Annotated in this window: 13 protein-coding genes; 6 read left to right on the top strand and 7 right to left on the bottom strand. The window is 68.9% G+C overall.

Annotation, left to right across the window (positions count from 1 at the left end; genetic code table 11):
- Positions 1 to 159: 159 nt before the first annotated feature.
- Both ABZT17_RS23965 and ABZT17_RS23960 read left to right on the top strand, forming a co-directional pair.
- Positions 160 to 633 (top strand): nuclear transport factor 2 family protein, encoded by a 474-nt coding sequence (locus ABZT17_RS23965; RefSeq protein ID WP_356351619.1) that lies wholly within the window; start codon positions 160 to 162, stop codon positions 631 to 633.
- Between the two features lie 19 nt (positions 634 to 652).
- Entirely contained in the window at positions 653 to 1,207 is a 555-nt protein-coding gene (locus ABZT17_RS23960; protein WP_356351618.1) for a TetR/AcrR family transcriptional regulator, read from the top strand.
- Positions 1,208 to 1,279: 72 nt separating this feature from the next.
- Here ABZT17_RS23960 and ABZT17_RS23955 read toward each other — a convergent pair whose 3' ends face one another.
- From ABZT17_RS23955 to ABZT17_RS23945, 3 genes are read right to left on the bottom strand one after another with little or no spacing between them, the layout of a single operon-like run.
- Positions 1,280 to 2,830 (bottom strand): long-chain fatty acid--CoA ligase, encoded by a 1,551-nt coding sequence (locus ABZT17_RS23955; protein ID WP_356351617.1) that lies wholly within the window; start codon positions 2,828 to 2,830, stop codon positions 1,280 to 1,282.
- Positions 2,831 to 2,874: 44 nt separating this feature from the next.
- Positions 2,875 to 3,996, bottom strand: a complete 1,122-nt coding sequence (locus ABZT17_RS23950; RefSeq protein WP_356351616.1) for a DUF5938 domain-containing protein — start codon at positions 3,994 to 3,996, stop codon at positions 2,875 to 2,877.
- A 46-nt stretch (positions 3,997 to 4,042) separates the two neighbouring features.
- A complete protein-coding gene (locus ABZT17_RS23945; RefSeq protein ID WP_356351615.1) occupies positions 4,043 to 4,846 on the bottom strand; it encodes an SDR family NAD(P)-dependent oxidoreductase in 804 nt (267 codons plus the stop codon).
- A gap of 216 nt (positions 4,847 to 5,062) precedes the next feature.
- On the opposite strand from ABZT17_RS23945, the gene ABZT17_RS23940 reads away from it, so the two are divergent.
- A complete protein-coding gene (locus ABZT17_RS23940) occupies positions 5,063 to 5,698 on the top strand; it encodes a TetR/AcrR family transcriptional regulator (RefSeq protein ID WP_356351614.1) in 636 nt (211 codons plus the stop codon).
- A gap of 302 nt (positions 5,699 to 6,000) precedes the next feature.
- On the opposite strand, the gene ABZT17_RS23935 is transcribed toward ABZT17_RS23940, so the two are convergent.
- Positions 6,001 to 7,356 (bottom strand): cytochrome P450, encoded by a 1,356-nt coding sequence (locus ABZT17_RS23935; protein WP_356351613.1) that lies wholly within the window; start codon positions 7,354 to 7,356, stop codon positions 6,001 to 6,003.
- A gap of 226 nt (positions 7,357 to 7,582) precedes the next feature.
- A complete protein-coding gene (locus ABZT17_RS23930) occupies positions 7,583 to 9,310 on the bottom strand; it encodes an aminotransferase class III-fold pyridoxal phosphate-dependent enzyme (RefSeq protein ID WP_356351612.1) in 1,728 nt (575 codons plus the stop codon).
- 312 nt (positions 9,311 to 9,622) lie between these two features.
- Between ABZT17_RS23930 and ABZT17_RS23925 the strand changes: the two genes are divergently transcribed.
- The 3 genes from ABZT17_RS23925 to ABZT17_RS23915 all read left to right on the top strand — a co-directional run bounded on the left by ABZT17_RS23925 (position 9,623) and on the right by ABZT17_RS23915 (position 12,290).
- Positions 9,623 to 10,219 (top strand): TetR/AcrR family transcriptional regulator, encoded by a 597-nt coding sequence (locus tag ABZT17_RS23925; protein ID WP_356351611.1) that lies wholly within the window; start codon positions 9,623 to 9,625, stop codon positions 10,217 to 10,219.
- 73 nt (positions 10,220 to 10,292) lie between these two features.
- A complete protein-coding gene (locus ABZT17_RS23920) occupies positions 10,293 to 11,345 on the top strand; it encodes an aldehyde reductase (protein WP_356351610.1) in 1,053 nt (350 codons plus the stop codon).
- Positions 11,346 to 11,387: 42 nt separating this feature from the next.
- Entirely contained in the window at positions 11,388 to 12,290 is a 903-nt protein-coding gene (locus tag ABZT17_RS23915; RefSeq protein WP_356351609.1) for an NADP-dependent oxidoreductase, read from the top strand.
- A 144-nt stretch (positions 12,291 to 12,434) separates the two neighbouring features.
- Here ABZT17_RS23915 and ABZT17_RS23910 read toward each other — a convergent pair whose 3' ends face one another.
- On the bottom strand, positions 12,435 to 13,991 hold the full coding sequence (locus ABZT17_RS23910) for an alpha-L-arabinofuranosidase B (protein ID WP_356351608.1): 1,557 nt from the start codon (positions 13,989 to 13,991) through the stop codon (positions 12,435 to 12,437).
- Positions 13,992 to 14,136: 145 nt separating this feature from the next.
- Positions 14,137 to 15,687: an alpha-L-arabinofuranosidase B gene (locus ABZT17_RS23905; RefSeq protein WP_356351607.1), complete on the bottom strand. Its 1,551-nt coding sequence runs from the start codon at positions 15,685 to 15,687 to the stop codon at positions 14,137 to 14,139.
- Positions 15,688 to 16,332: the final 645 nt, after the last annotated feature.

Raw genomic sequence — 16,332 nt, 5'->3', positions numbered from 1 at the left:
ACCTGCCTATCTGCGCGATCTCCAAGGAAGGTGCGGCGGTGACCGTCCACGCAGGCGCCGGTCGGCTCCCGACTTGTCGTACGGCGTCGCCTGCTCATGGGGCAGCGGTCTGCGTGGTAGATTGTTGGTTATAGGTCGACCGCTAACGTAGGAGTGAAGATGACAGTCAAGGAAGACGACGCCGGCCGCCGGGCGGTCGCGCAGCACGCACTGGCCGAGCACCTGCGCCTCACTGCCGCGGGACGCGTCGAGGAATGGGTGGAGCTGTTCGCCCCGGACGCGGTGCTGGAGTTCCCGTACGCCCCGGCCGGTGTGCCCCGGCGGGTGACGGGGCGCGACGCCCTGGTCGCGCACATGAGCAACTTTCCCCAGACCTTCGACGTGGACTTCGTCGACCTGGTCTTCCACGACACGGTCGATCCGAGTCTGGTGATTGCCGAGTTCCGTTCGAAGGGCACGGCGCTGCCGACCGGTAAGCCGTACGAGCAGACGTGCATCTCCGTCGTGCGGACCGATGAGGACGGGCGTATCAGCCATTACCTGGACTACTGGAACCCGCTGGTGGCGATCGAGGCGCTCACGCCCGACGACGTGCCGTCCGACTCCGGCCTCGGCGTGACGTTTGGGGGCTGAGAGGAGGCATGTTTGACTGATGTCCATGCCTGCCGCCGGTACCAGCACGAAGAGCGACGAACGACGCCGGGCCATCATGGCCGCTGCTGTCGACTGCTTCGCGCAAAAGGGTTTCTATGGTACGACGACCCACGAGATCGCAGCGTGGGTCGGCGTCTCCCAGCCGTATCTCTACCGCCTGTACCCCAACAAGGAAGCGCTGTTCGCGGCGGCGGTGGACCATGTGTCGGTGGTCATGACCGATACGCTGGTCGCGCACTCACCGGCGTCGGGCGGGGCCGGTCTGTCGCCCGAGGCGAGGTTGGATGCCGCACGCGGCGCCTACGCCGCGCTCGTCGCGGACCGCAATGTCCTGCGCTTCCTCATGCACGCCAACTGCGCCGTCGGAGAGCCGCTGGTGGCACAGGCGGTGCGCCGGTGCTACGCGAAACAGGTCGACACCGTCCGGCAGTTGCTGGGCGACGACGAGGCCGTACGGCGCTGGTTCGGCGCCGGAATGCTCGACAACGTGGTCGCCGTACTGGGGCTGGCCGACGTGGATGAGCCGTGGGCCCAGGTCCTCACGGCTCGATGAGCCGCCACCCGCCACCCGCGACACACTTCGCCGCACGTGTGACCTCCATGATCGGCAGGAGCTGACACCTTGTCAGTCATGGGTGTCGCCGAGCAGGTGTGAGCGGATCTCGTTCTTGAGTACCTTGCCGACCTTGGAGCGGGGGAGGTCGGGCCAAACCTCGATCTGCTTGGGGGCCTTGACGCTCCCGATCCGGGCCTTGACGAAGTCGCGTAGCGCCGCGTCGGTGACGTCCGCCGTGCGTGCGGGGGCGTGCAGCTGGACGACGGCGGTGACCCGTTCGCCCCATGTGTCGTCGGGCAGGCCGATGACCGCGCAGTCCTGGACGGCCGGGTGTTCCATCAGCGCCTGTTCCACTTCCGCGGAGTAGACGTTGAACCCGCCGCTGATGATCATGTCTTTGGCGCGGTCGACGATGAACAGGTAGTGGTCGGCGTCGAGGTAGCCGATGTCCCCGGTGTGGTGCCAGCCGTGGCGGGAGGCTTCCGCGGTGGCGGAGGGGTTCTTGTAGTAGCCCGCCATGACCAACGAGCCGCGCACCACGATCTCGCCGCGCTCGCCGGGCGGCAGCAGCTTCCCGTCGGGATCCATGATGGCGACGGTCACCAGGGGGGAGGGCCGGCCGGCGGAGGTGAAACGCTCTACGGCCAGGGAGCCGTCGGGGCGGAAATGGTCCTGGGGAGCCATCGTCGAGATCATCATGGGTGCCTCGGACTGGCCGAACAGCTGGGCCATGACGGGGCCGATGCGTTCGATGGCCTCCTGAAGCCGGGCCGCGGACATGGGGGCAGCGCCGTACCAGAGGCAGCGCAGCGAGGTCAGGTCGGCGGCGGGCAGGCCCGCGTGGCCCAGGAGCATGTAGATGAGCGTCGGCGGCAGGAAGGTGTGGGTGACGCGGTGGCGTTCGACGAGTGCGAGGAACCCGGTGAGATCGGGCGCCGGCATGATGACGATCTCGCCGCCCAGCGACAGAACGGGGAAGCACAGCACCCCGGCCGCGTGCGTCAGCGGGGCCAGCGCGAGGTAGACCGGGCGGGGGCCGAAGGGGTAACTCATCAGCGTCAGCGCCGACATGGTCTCGATGTTGCGGTCGGTCAGCATCACACCCTTGGGCCGGCCGGTGGTGCCGCCGGTGCCGACGAGCATGACGGTGTCGTCTGCGGGTGCCGCCTCCCACGGACCGGCGGGCAGGCCGTCCAGCCATGCGTCGAGGGAGTCCGCGAAGGACGGGGAGGCGTCGAGGCAGACCAGGGTGGTCAGCTTCGGCAGGTCGGGAAGGATCTTGGTGACCAGAGGGGTGTACGCCTCCTGGAAGATCAGGCAGACGCAGTCGAACAGGTCCAGCAACTCCCGGTTCTCGGCGGCCTCGTTGCGCGGGTTGACGGGGCACCACACCGCGCCCGCCCGGGAGATGCCGAACACGCAGGAGAAGGCGGTGGGATCGTTGGCGGACAGCACCGCCACCTTGTCCCCGGGCCGTACGCCCGACCGGTCCAGTGCCCGGGCCACCTGCCAGGACAGTTCCTGGACCTCGCCGTAGGTGAGCGTGTCTGCCCCCGTGGTGAGGCAGGGGGCGTCGGGCCCCAGGGAGGCGCCCTTGTCGAGATAGTCGGTCAGACGCACGGCGTCATCCTCGTTTCTCCGGGTCTTTCGGGGGAGTGCGGGACTCAGCTGCGGACGGTGAGGACCGGGTCGAGGACGAGCCCGAACGCCTTGAGCGCACCGAGCAGTTCACGGTGGCCGAACGCCTGGCAGGCGGAGGCCGGACCGACCCGCCGCGGCGGCTGCTGCAGCAGCGAGTACGCGGCGTACGCCTGCAGGAGCCCGGTCTGCTTGTAGTTGCTGTGGCCGTGGATCACGCAGTGGGCTCGCCCCAGCGGACCCGAGGCGTGGACGGAGTCCACGGTGGTGTTGACGCGGGGGTTCTCCCGGGGCGGCATGCCGGCCTGCACCGAGGCGGCCACCTCGGCCAGGGCGGCGTCCTGCTGTTCGGCGGGCAGGGTCTTGATCTGGGATTCGACCATCTTGACCGTCTCCACCACGCCCTGCATCACGGAACGGTCCATGACACCGCCGAGGGCCTTGCAGGTCGCGACCCTGGGGTCGTTCTTGAACCACACGGGATGCAGGGTGCCGCCCCACGGCGTGGCGAGTGCCGTTTCGTGCTGCCCTGGGACGGCGGCCTCGACGGCGGTGAGCGGGTCCCACGTGCGGAACCGGTTCTCCTCCAGGTAGTGCCAGTCGGCCTTGAGGATGGTGAAGATCGTCTGGGTCGAGGCGTACGTGGGGAAGCCCTTCCACAGCACCAGGATGTCGAGGGTGTCCAGGCCGGGGGTCTCCAGGCAGATGTTGGCGGCGATCTCGCCGGTGGTGTACATCTGCGCGACGCCGGGGGACAGGAGCAGCCCCTTCTCGGCGTAGGCGTCGCCCCAGCGGGCCTGGGCGTCCAGGGCCCAGTCCTGCTCGCCCGTCGTGTCGAGATAGTGGCAGCCGGCGGCGAGGGCGGCCTCGACCACCTCCGGCCCGTACTTGATGAAGGGACCGACCATGTTGCTCACCACCTGGGCGCCGCGGAAGAGCTCGGTGAGCGGTCCGACCGCGTGCTCGACCTCGACGACCTCGTGCTCCACGGTGTCGATGCCGGGGACCTTGTCGAGAACTTCCTGGATACGGGCCTTGTCGCGTCCGGCGGCGATGAAGGGGATGTTGTACTCGCGGAGGTACTCGCAGACCAGACGGCCGGTGTAGCCGGAGGCTCCGTAGACGACGACGGGCTTGGCGTTGCTCATGATCGATCGGCCTTTCGTGCGGGGTGGAGGTGTCGGCGGGGGCCTGTCACATGCCCATGCCGCCGTCGACCGGCAGGCCGGCCCCGGTGATGAAGCGGGCGGCGTCGGAGGCGAGGAAGACCACGGCGTCGGCGATGTCGGCGACCTCGCCGAGGCGGCCGAGCGGGGTCTGGCCGATCACTTCCCCGACCGCCGCCTCGGCGCTGGGGAAGAGCCCGAGGCTCTCCATGTCCGCGGCGAGCCGGGCGCCCATCTCGGTCGGTACCAGGCCGGGGTAGAGACAGTTCACGCGCACGCCGTAGCCGAGCTTGCCCGACTCCATCGCCGCCACCCGGGTCAGCCGGTCCACCGCCGACTTTGTGGCGGAGTAGCCCGAGATGCCGGGGAAGGCGATGGTCGCCGCGACCGAGGCGATGTTGACGACCGCGCCGCCGGCGCCGGCCGGACCGCCGGGGCGCATCGCCCGGAAGGCGTGCTTGATGCCGAGGGCCGTCCCGAGGACGTTCACCTCCAGCATGCGCCGGACGTCGGCCGGGTCGAGGTCGACGACCAGAGCGGAGATCTCGATCCCGGCGTTGTTGACGACGATGTCCAGGCCGCCGAGTTCGCCGATCGTCTGCGCGACGGCCGATTCCCAGCTCGCGTCCTCGGTCACGTCGAGGTGGACGAACCCGGCGGTGGCGCCGGATGCCCGGAGGGAATCGGCCGTCGCCTTGCCCGTCTCCTCCTGGATGTCGCCGATGACGACGGAGGCACCGGCCCGGGCCAGCGCCTCCGCCATCCCCGCGCCCAGTCCTCGGGCCCCGCCCGTCACCAGCGCCCTGCGCCCCGTCAGGTCGAACACGCTCATGGAACATCTCCTCGTCGAGATGGCTGTGTGCCGGCTGCGTGCCTGCAACGCCAGAGTCGAGCACGCCTTGACACTCGTCAAGAGTTTCTTGGACGACTGTCAAGATTTTTCTGGACGAGCGTCAAGGGAAACTCTGGGTGCGGGCCGTCGATCGCGATAGCCTGGGGCTGAGTCCGCGGGGTGCGGGCCACCGGAAGGGCGGACGGAAGGCTCACCGTGACCCAGACCGCGGACAAGAACCAGGACCGGATCTCCCGGCGCCAGGTCGACAAGTTCGCCGAGCGGCGGGCGCAGTTGGCGACGTCCGCGCTGCAGACCCTCTCGGAGCTCGGCTACGCCCGCACGAGCCTGCGTGAGATCGCTCAGAACTCCGAGTTCTCCCACGGCGTCCTGCACTACTACTTCCGCGACAAGGTGGAGCTGATCACGTACTGCGTACGGCAGTACAAAGCCGAGTGCGTCACCCGCTACGACCGGATCGTCGTCACAGCCGACACCGCCGAGGAGCTCAAGGAGGGCTTCGCCGAGGCGATGGCCGGCACCCTGCGCGAGGACGCGACGATGCACCGGCTCTGGTACGACCTGCGCAACCAGAGCCTGTTCGAGGAGTCGTTCCGCGACGACGTCCTCGCCATCGACCAGAGCCTGGAGCACATGATCTGGCGCATCGTCAGTCTCTTCGCGGAGCTGTCCGGCGCGTCCCCGATGGTTGCGTCGCCCATGGCGTACGCTGTCTTCGACGGGCTGTTCCAACAGGCGCTGCTGGGGCAGCTGAGTGGCCGTGAGAGCGCCGCGGCAGAACTGAAGGCGAGCGTGACACAGCTTCTGGACCGGCTGGTGGCGCCCGTCTGAGCACGGCGGCACAGCCGAGCGGACTGAACTGGGCGTTGGCTCGGGCGCTGGGGGAGTCAGGGCGGGCGTGGCCATCGCGACCACCCCGTCCGCTACCCCTGATCGATGCCGCGGGCATCATCCGACTCCATCAGCCGGCTGACCGGTGCGGAGTCTCCCGGCAGGCCATCAACCCCATCGAAACCGAGCGGTACGACCCCAGCTTGCAGCGATAGCGTCCCGCAGCCATCGCAGCCATCGCAGCCATCGCAGCCATCGCAGCCATCGCAGCCATCGCAGCTGGCAGAGGGCACGGCTCGGCGCTAGAGGCCGACCCCGGTCCGGGGGCGCACGGTCATGCGCAGGGCGCGCGGGCGTACGGTGAGCCGGGCGACCTGGCGGATGACCTGGCCCTCGGGGAGTTCCAGCCGTACCGAACGCAGCATCGTCGCGAGTGCCACGACCATCTCGGTGAGGGAGAAACGGTCCCCCATGCACTTGTGCTTGCCGTCCCCGAACGGCACGAACGCTCCCGGCGGAGGCTCCTGAGCGGCGTCGGTCCAGCGGTCCGGGTCGAAAGTGAGCGGCTCGGGGAAGCGCTCGGGATCGCGGTGCAGGGCGTGCTGGCAGTAGGCGAGCTCGGTGCCGGCGGGCAGCGTCCACTCACCGAGCCGGGTTTCCTCGGTGGTGCGGCGGGTGACCAGCCAGCCGGGGTGGTGCAGCCGTAGGGTCTCGGTGATCACCCGGTTCAGGTACGGCAGCCGGATCACGTCGTCGAAGGTGACCGGCCGTTCGCCGAGGACCTCGTCCAGCTCGGCCAGGATCCGGGCCTCGACGTCGGGGTTGCGGGCGAGCTCGTACAGGGCCCAGGACAGCAGGGACGCGGTCGTCTCGGTGCCCGCGACGCCCAGGAGGAAGATCTCGGAGGAGATCTGATGCCCGGTCAGCGGCTCGCCGGTCTCCTCGTCGATCGTGCGCAGCAGCATGGAGAGCATGTCCCCGGTGTCGTGCCCGGAGGCACGCAGTTCTTCGACGGCGGTGTTGATGGTGGCGCGCACCCTGGCCCGGGCCTGGTCGAAGCGGCGGTTGAAGGGCAGCGGCAGGCGCTCGGCCCAGTCGGGCAGCATCATGCGCAGACCGACGCCGCTCATCACCACCGACACGTCGCTGCGCAGCTGGCGGAAGACGGCGTCATCGAGGCTGCCGGCGAGCACCGTCTTGGCCAGCATGTCGAGACTGAGGCCGACCATCGCCTCGTGTACGTCGAGGGGCCGTCCGCGCTTCCAGGTGGCGACGGTGGCCGTCACCTCGGCGCGCATGAGGTCGACGTACCGGTTGATTTCGGTGTGGGCGAAGGCGGGTTGCAGCTGGCGGCGTTTGCGTACGTGGTCGCGGCCGGTGGCGGTGACGACGCTGTCGCCCAGCAGCTGGCCCAGCTTTTCGTAGAGCCGGCCCTTGTCGAGGCTGGCGCCCGGGGACTTGAGCATCTGGTGGATCAGGGCCGGGTCCTGGACCACGATCGTGCGCGTCCCGGGCTGCAGGACGATCTCGACGAGTGGTTCCCGTGTCTCGCGCAGCGAGTCGATGAAGCCGAGGTTGTCGCGCATCTTCAGCGCGTGGCCGATGAGCGGAAACGATCCTGCAGCCCGGGGTATGGGGGGAGGCGCAGTGGACGTCACGGGTCATCCCTTCACGGCAGTCATGGGCGCCCCTATGGCTTCCCTGGACCTTCCCCAGCGCAATCGTGTCATGAACGTGTCTTTTGCCACGTGGGTCGATCCGGTTGGTCACCTGCGGTGCCGGGTATCAGTGCGGTCACGCCGGCGAACTGTTCCGGCTCCTCGTACCCCAGCAGTCAGTGGTAGCCGTCGATGTCGCGGCAGCGTCCTTGAACCCGTGCAGGCGTCATGGCGTCGCTCTGGCCGGGAGCACTGCCTCGGGTGACTCGGGCAGGGTCTGGCCGCCGTCGACGGTGAGGACCTGTCCCGTGACGAAAGAGGCGCGCTCGCCGGCGAGGAACTCGACGGCGTCGGCGATTTCCTGGGGCCGGGCCAGGCGGCCGAGCGGGATCGTTGCCGTCGTCGGCGCGAGGTAGTCCTCACCCATACCGTCCAAGCCTTCCGTCGCCACGTTCCCGGGAGCCACCGCGTTGACGGTGATCCCGTAGGGAGCGAGTTCCAGGGCCGCCGTGCGCATGAAGCCGAGTTGGGCCGCCTTGCTCGCCGCGTAGTGGCTCCACCCCGGGAAGCCGGTGACGGGACCGGTGATCGACGAGGTGAGCACGACCCGGCCCGCCGCCGACTCGCGCAGCAGCGGCAGACAGGCCGCGAGGGCGAGCATCTGGCTCTCGACGTTCACCGCGAACACCTCGCGGACATCGGCGTACGTCAGTTCGGCCAGCGGCTTGTTCGGGAAGATTCCCGCGTTCAGGCACAGGACGTCGAGCCCGCCGAGTGAGGACGAGGCGGCCAGCGCGAGCCGCTCGGCGGAATCCGGCAACCCGGAGTCGAGGGCGAGGGCCTGGACCATCTGGCGCTCCCGTGTCACCTCGGCACGGAACTTCTCCACGACCGCTTCCGGGACGGCACGCCCGGTCAGCAGTACGTCGCGTCCGGCGCGCAGTCGCGTGAGTCCCTCGGTGATTTGGCTGATGCGTCGGCGGACGTTGTCGCGGGTCTCGGACCGCTGGGTGATCTCCAGGACGTTGGCGGCGACGGCGCAGCCGAGTTCGGCGCCTCCGAAGGTCGCCATGTGGGCGAAGCCGTCGCGCTGCAGCCAGCCGCTCGCCGTCGGACCGAGCAGGGTGGCGCTGATCGGGTAGAGGCCGCCGCCGAGGCCCTTGCCGGTCACCAGGATGTCGGGGGTGACCCCTTCGCCGTGGATCGCCCACAGGTCACCGGTTCTGCCCAGGCCGGTCTGGACCTCGTCGGCGATGTAGAGGGTGCCGGTGGCCTCGCAGGCCTGTTTGACGCCGGCCAGAAAGCCGGGCTCGGGCAGGGGAAAGCCGTACGTCGCCGGAACGGTCTCCATGATCACGGCGGCGGTGTCCCGGTCGGCGAGAGCCGTCTCCATCGCGCCGAGGTCGTTGAAGGGGACCTGCGCGAACTCGGCGGGGTTGTCCGAGTGGAACAGCTGCGAGAACCGCGCGTCTCCCGTGGCCACGGCCAGCCCGGTGTGCCCGTGGTACGCCTTGACGACCGACACGATCCTGCGCCGCCCGGTGGCGTACCGCGCGCTCTTCAACGCGACGTCCACCGCTTCCGCGCCGCTGGATCCGAAGACGACCTTGTCCGCGCCGGGCGTGGCCTCGACGAGTTGACGGGCCAGCGCCGCGCGGCCAGGGGTGGGGAAGTGGTGGTTGCCGATGTCGAGGTGACGGATCGCGTGAGTGAGGGTGTCCACCAGCTCGGGGTTGCGGTGCCCCAGGTTGTAGGTACCGCCATTGAGATGGACGTCAATCACCTCGTGCCCGTCGACGTCGGTCAGGCGGTACCCGGACCGGTCCCCGACGACGAGCGGAACACCCTCGTCCTGCCAGAACGACGTCTTGTCGGGATTCCAGTACCGCCGCGCGTCCGCGAGGACCTCCGCCTTCGACGCGTACCCGTACATGGACAACTGCTCGACACCCACTGCCCGACCTCCTCGCCTGCGGCTCCGTGAACGACTCCACCGTGGGCGGGGGTGTTTGCGGCGCCATGTGGTGGCTGGATCGGGTGCGTAACGCTTGAGGTCCGGTTGTGGTCCGGTGCCCGACCGGCGACGTCTGTTGTTCCTGGGCGGTGAGCCCACCCCTGTGCGTAACGCGCCTGGGTCGTGCCGGATGCGCTTCACGGTGGACTTGCGCACGGCCTGTCGAAAACGTACTGTCGAAAACGTGTTTTCGATGTGTGGTCGTCCGGGTGGACGGACGTGGGCCGGCAAACGGGACGACGGGAATCGCCGATGAGCAAGCAGGCACCGGCCTCAAGCCGGCGCAAGCGGCTGACGGAGGAGCGTGAGCGCGAGATCCTCGACGCCACCTTCGACCTGGTCGCCGAGGTCGGCTACGAGCAGGCGACCGTGGACGAGGTGGCCCGGCGGACGAAGGCGAGCACGGCCACGCTGTACCGGCAGTGGGAGAACAAGCCCAAGCTGGTGATCACCGCGATGATGGCCCGCAAGTACCCACCCCTGCCGCACATTGACGCAGGCAGCCTCCGCGACGACCTGGTGACGCTGGCCCGCATGATGCCGGCACCGCACCCCAAGGGCGCCCCCACCCTGGGCATCTGGCAGGCAGTCATCTCCGACCCGGCCCTCGCCCAGGCACTGCGGGACGTCCTGTTCGCCCCCTACCTCGACGCGCTGCGCACCATCCTGGCCCGGCATGTCGAGCGCGGAACGATCCGTCCCGACAACCCGGCCCTGGCACACGCCGAGATGTTCCTCATGGGCAGCGTCTTCGTGGAGAAGCTCTTCACCGGCACCGAGGCCGACGCCGACCAGCTCATCGCGGTCATGGATGCCCTGCTGCTTCCGGCGCTGACCAGTCGCAGCTGACCCTTCCTCATCCGGCTGACGTCCCTTGGACCGGCCACCACGCCGCACGACGGAACAAAGGAACTTGTTGGCCATGAGCAGCACTGCGACCGATACCGTCCTGGTCACCGGAGGCTCCGGGTTCCTGGGCGGTCGTGTGATCGCCCAGGCACTCGGCGAGGGGTACCAGGTCCGCACCACCGTGCGGTCCCTCCATCGGGAGGCGCGGGTCCGCACGGAATTGGCGGCCATGGGCGTGGACGCGGATGAAGAACTCACTTTCGTGGAGGCGGACCTCACCGCGGATGAGGGGTGGGCCGAGGCGGTGGCGGGCTGCCGCTACGTCCTGCACACCGCCTCGCCGTTCCCGGGCGGCGAACCAGACCACGAGGACGACCTGATCCTCCCGGCGCGGGAAGGCACGCTGCGCGTGCTGCGCGCGGCCCGCGGCGCAGGAGTCGAACGCGTGGTGGTCACCTCCTCGTTCGCCGCCATCGGCTACGGCAGGCCCGCCACCGAGCAGCCCTTCACCGAGGACGACTGGACCGACCCGGACAGCGACATCCCCGCCTACATCAAGTCCAAGGTGCTGGCCGAGCGAGCGGCCTGGCAGTTCGTCGAGCGCGAGGGCAACGGCCTCCAGCTCGCCACCGTCGCCCCGGTCGGCATCTTCGGCCCCGTCGTCGGCAGCGACCACTCCTCCTCGATCAGCATGATCACCGGCCTGTTCAGCGGCGCCATACCGGGCACACCCCGCCTGTACTTCGCCGTCGTCGACGTCCGTGACGCCGCAGCCCTGCACCTGAAAGCCATGACCGACCCCAGGGCCGCCGGCGAACGCTTCATCGCCTCCGCCGGTGACGCCGTCTCCCTGCACCGGATCGCCCTCGCCATCCGCGACCGGCTCGGCGACGCGGCCAGTGCCGTACCGGCGACCGAGCTTCCGGACGAGACGGTACGCAGGGCCGCCGAGGCGAACCCGTTGCTGAAGGCCATGCTGCCCAACCTCGGCAAGGTCCGACACGTCAGCAACGCCAAGGCCCGTACCGTCCTCGGGTGGAACCCCCGCAGCAGCGACGACGCCGTCGCGAGCACCGCCGAAAGTCTCCTGGAACTCGGCCTGCTGCCCATGAGCCATCCCGCATAGTCGCAAGCGCAAACCCGCGCACTCGTTCCCGACGGAGGAGATATGTCAAAAGCGATCACGCTGACGAACTTCGGTGGTCCTGACGTGTTGCGGTGGGCGGACGTGCCCACGCCTCAGCCGACCGAGGGGCAGATCAGGGTGAAGGTGAAGGCCGCAGGCGTCGGCCCGACCGACCTCGCTCTGCGGTCGGGCCGTCTCAAAGCCTTTTCGTTACGGGAGAACGCCGTCCTCGGATTCGAGGTGGCCGGCACCGTCGACGCCTTGGGGCCCGGAGTGAGCGGAACACAGATCGGCGACGACGTAGCGGCGCTGCTCTTCGACCTCGGTGGATACGCCGAATACGCGGTCGCCTCGATGTGGGTCGAGAAGCCGGCGTCCGTCCCGTGGGCAGCCGCGGCCTCCCTGCCGGCCTCGGCGGAGGCGGCAGCGGGGGTCCTGCGGCAGTTGGGGGTGAAGACAGGCGACAGGCTGCTGGTGTTCGGTGGTGGCGGAGCCGTCGGCTTGATCGCGACCCAATTGGCCATCGCCCAGGGCGTCACAGTGGTGAGTGCCGTGGGCGAGCGGGACGACGCACTGGTCACGTCCCTGGGTGCCACGCCCGTACGCTACGGCGCGAAGCTGGTGGACGCGGTCCGGAGCCTTGGGGCTGTCGACTTCGCGTTCGACGCGTCCGGCAAGGGGGTGCTGAGCGATGCGATCGCGTTGACCGGGGCCGCCGACCGAGTCGTCACCTTGTCCGACCCCGCGGCGGCGGACTTCGGCGTCACCCTGTCACATCCCACTCCGGAGCGGGCTCCTCACGCGTTGGAGGACACGATGTCCATGATGGCGCAGGGGCGGCTGCGACTGCGGGAGTACAGGACCATGCCCATGCGGGAGGCCGGCGAGGCGCACCGTCTCCTTGAAGGCGGTCATGTGCACGAGCGCATCGTGTTGACCCTCTGATCACGCTTCTGGGCACGCAGTTCGCCGTCGCCGAGGGCCGCGCGAACGACGTCCGTGTGAGCTAGGGAGCGAGCACGGCTTCCCTGGGGGGTTCCGTAGGGGAGCCGTGCTCGCTGGAGGATGGTCAGACGGGGAGGTTGCCGGTCAGCTCCAGGGGGAGGCGGTGAGCCAGCTGGTGTCCTGGGCCCACGAGGATGTGGCGTCCCAGGCGTTGGAGCCGCCGTTGCTGGCTATGTAGACCGTGTAGTTGTAGTGGCGGAGGTACTTCGTCGGGTAGTTGACGGACTGGAAGGAGTGCCCGACCCCGCTGTTGCCCGTGGTGGGGCAGAAGGTGGCGTCCTGGGCGAAGGTGCTGCCTCCGTTGTCCGTATTGAGGTAGAGCTCGTAGTTGTAGTGCCGCAGGTATTGGCCGGGGTCGTTGGCGGACTCGAAGGACAGGCAGGAGCTGTTGGCCAGGCCCGCGCGGACGATCCAGGTGGCGTCGGCCTTGTCGGTGGCCGAGCTGGAGGAGCTGATGTTGGAGATGACGACCTTGGTGTCGGCGTCGTCGTGGCGGAGGTAGTCGGTGGTGCAGCAGGGTGAGGTGGTGGCCTGCAGGGAGATGCGGGAGCCGGGGGTCAGCGAACCGGTGCTGGTCGAGCCACTGTTGTAGCCGGCGGCGGTGATGTTGGCCTGTACGGCGTTCTCGGTGGCGTCCGAGGGATAGCCGGAGGTCATGACGCCTTCGTAGAAGGTGCCTTGGGCGCCCTTGCTGTTGTCGCCGCCGATGCCGAGGATGATCGCGCCTTCCTTGTGCATCGGGTTGTAGCCGGAGACGTTGGGGCGTACGCCGCTGTAGTAGGTGGACAGGGCGCCGGACTGGGCGTCGCCGCCGCGGATGGCCCACTGGTTCGGGCCGCCCTTGACCATGGCGGTCAGGAACCGGTTGGTGACGGTGGGGTCACCCGAGTTGAGGTGCTGGTTGACGCCGGAGAACAGGCCGTTCTCCAGGTCGGCCATGATCCAGGGGCCGTTGCCGCTGCCGTAGCCCCAGGACTTGCTGTTGCCGAAGTAGATGGCCTCCATATGGCCGTTGCCGGTGTCGGTGCTGCTGGTCTCGGCGTTGCCGTAGTCGAAGCAGCAGCCGCCGTTGAAGTGCGTGCCGTCGAAGATCGCGTACTCGCCCTCGGCCTGGTCGCCGGTGGCGATGCCGTTGGTGTTGTTGTTGCGGTAGCCGGTGCCGGGCGCGACGTACACGCCGTACGCCTCGTGTCCGCCGACGGTGACCGGCGCCTCGAAGGCGTTGGCGAGGTTGTCCGGTCCGCCGGCGGCTCCGCCCGCGGGCGCCTGGGTGAGGTTGTTGCCCTTGCCCGACTGGTCGTAGATGACGGTGATGACACAGCTGGTGTTGGCGCAGAAGGTGTCCTGGGCGGCGGCGTTCGCGTAGCCGCCGGCGCTCAGGACGCCGATGTTCTGAGTGGCGTTGTCCGAGGCACGCCTGACCTGGTAGAGCGCGCCGTTGTACGCCGCGTACAGGGCGCGGGTGGTGCTGTGCGCGGCGACGCAGGGGGTACCGCCGGCGGCGTAGATGTCGCACGGCCCCTGGGCGGCGGCCTGGGAGGGGGCTGCTGTGGCGGTGAGGAGGCCGGCGGCCAGGGCGGCGGTCGCACCGGCCGCGAGGAGTGCGCGTCTGACGCTGCGTATCCACTGTGGCTTGAACATGCGGAGACTCCTTCACAGGATGGGTGATGGGCGTGTCGGCGAATCCCGGGGTCCGGCTGCGCGGACGGCGCGGGTCGCGCGGACGCCTACCGGGTTCGGCGCGGCTACGGCTCTCTTCGGCACCGGACCCGGGGCTTGTCGCTCGTCAGCTCCAGGGGGAGGCTGCGAGCCAGCTGGTGTCCTGGGCCCACGTCGACGCGGTGTCCCAGGTGTTGGTGCCGCCGTCGCTCGCGATGTACCCGGTGAAGCTGTAGTGGCGGATGTACTTGGCCGGGTAGTTGAACGATCTCAGCGAGTAGCCCGTGCCGCTGTTGCCCGAGGTGGGGCAGAAGGTGGCGTCGGCGGCGAACTGGCTGGTGCCGTCGTTGGGTTGGAGATGGAGCTGGAACGCGTAGTGCCTGAGGAACTTGCCGGACGCGTTGGCCGACTCGAAGGAGACGCAGTTGCTGTTGGCCAGGCCGGCGCGGACGATCCAGGTGGCGTCGCCCTTGTCCGTGGCCGAACTCGAGGAGGTCACCGGCGCGATGACGACCTTGTCGTCACTGGTGTCGTGCTGCAGGTAGTCGCTGGTGCAGCAGGAGGTGGTGGCCTGCAGGGACAGCCTTGCGCCCGGGGTGAAGGGAGTGCTGGTGCTGTAGCCGACGGCTGCGATGTTGGCCTGGACCGCCGCCTCGGTGGTGTCGGAGGGGTAGCCGCTGACCATGGCGCCTTCGTAGAACGTGCCCGCGCTCGCGTTGTGGTTGGTCTGGCAGCAGTCGCCGCCGCTGCCCAGGATGATGGCGCCCTGCTTGTGCATCGGGTTGTATCCGCTGGGCAGTGCGCCGCTGTAGAACTGGGTCAGGCTCCCGGACTGGGCGGCCGCGCCTTTGAGGGCCATCTGGGTGGTGCCGTTGTTCTTGAGCATCGCGGTGACGAAATGGCTGGTCTCGGAGACCTGGTTGGGGTTCCACGCCTTGCTGCCGCCGGTGAACAGGCCGTTCTCCAGGTCCGCCTGCACCCATGGACCGGTACCGCTGCAGCCGCCGAACCAGCATTCCGTGCTGAAGTTGATGGCGTCCATGGCGCCGTTGCCGTCGGCGTGGTGGTCGGTCTCGGTGTTGCCGTAGTCGAAGCAGCAGCCGTTGTTGGCGTGGGTGCCGCTGGTGATCATGTACTCGCCCTCGGGTGAACTGCCGGTCGGCACGCCCCCGGTGGAGTTGTAGGCGAAGTAGCTGTTGCCGGGGTTGATGTACAGCGCGTAGGCCTTCTGGCCGCCCACGCTGACCGTTTCGGCGGTCGCGCCGGCCGCCGTGTCGGCGCCTCCGGTCCCGCCGGGTCCCTGGTACACCAGGGTGTTGCCGCCGCCGGTCTGGTCGTACACCCGGGTGATGGTGCAGGTGGTGCCGGCGCAGAAGGAGTCCTGCGCCGCGGCGTCGGCGACCCCTCCGGCGGACACGACCCCGATGTTCTGCAACGCGCTGTCCGATGCCCGCTGCACCTGGTAGAGGGGGCCGTTGTAGGCGGCGTAGAGCGCGCGCGTGGTGCTGTGCGCGGCGACGCACGGGGTGCCACCCGCCGCGTAGATGTCGCAGGGTTCTTGTGTGGTGGCGTGCGAAGTGCCGCTGAAGGCGACCAGGCCGGCCAAGGCGAGAGCGATCGAGGCCAGGAAGACGGTCACTTTGCGGCGCAGGCGGCGGAAGTTGAACAGGGCGGGCACCTTGAACTCCCTTGTTCGTCGGTACGGAGCGGCAGGCCGCGCCCCCAACCGGCTTCGCGGTGGGCTCTGGAGGGCGGGCTGATCGGGCTGAGGTGGGCGAACGCGTCCGGCGATCGGGGACGGGGATCGGAACACGCTCTGTGATTGTTAGCGCTAACAATTTTGGACGGACTGGGTCGTTGGTCGATACTGCCTGGTGAGTGGAGTTGTATGGTGAGCGGGTCCAACGGCGGGGCAACCCGGAATTGTTAGCGCTCACAATTTGAAGGGCAATCCGACTTCCCTTTGGTCGGCCGGATCAAGGCATGACTATCGACGAACGCCCCATCGGCGTCAAGAGGTTGAACCGCACGTTCCACGAGCGCGGCGAAAGGGGGCCGCAGTGCCAGATGCGTCTCATTCGTTGAGCCCGCAGGTGGCGGACCGGGGTGCGGGCGACGGCGCATGAAGGACTTGACCAGCTTGGTCCCTGCGACCTCGACGACGCCCGGAGCGGTCGTGACCCGCTCCGACTCGGCGGCCATGGCCAGGTCGTCGGCCTCACCCGCGCGTTCGGCCGGCTGCACCCAGGTCGCGGCCATCGACCTCGCCGCGGGCAGGAAGTTGTGGACGAAGACCGTCGACTACGGCGGCCAGCCGATGAAC

Origin of the sequence: Streptomyces sp. NPDC005648 (assembly GCF_040605395.1) — a bacterium.
Lineage (GTDB): Bacteria > Actinomycetota > Actinomycetes > Streptomycetales > Streptomycetaceae > Streptomyces.
Note: the sequence above shows the minus strand (reverse complement) of the source record. Positions and strands in the feature narration are given on the sequence as shown.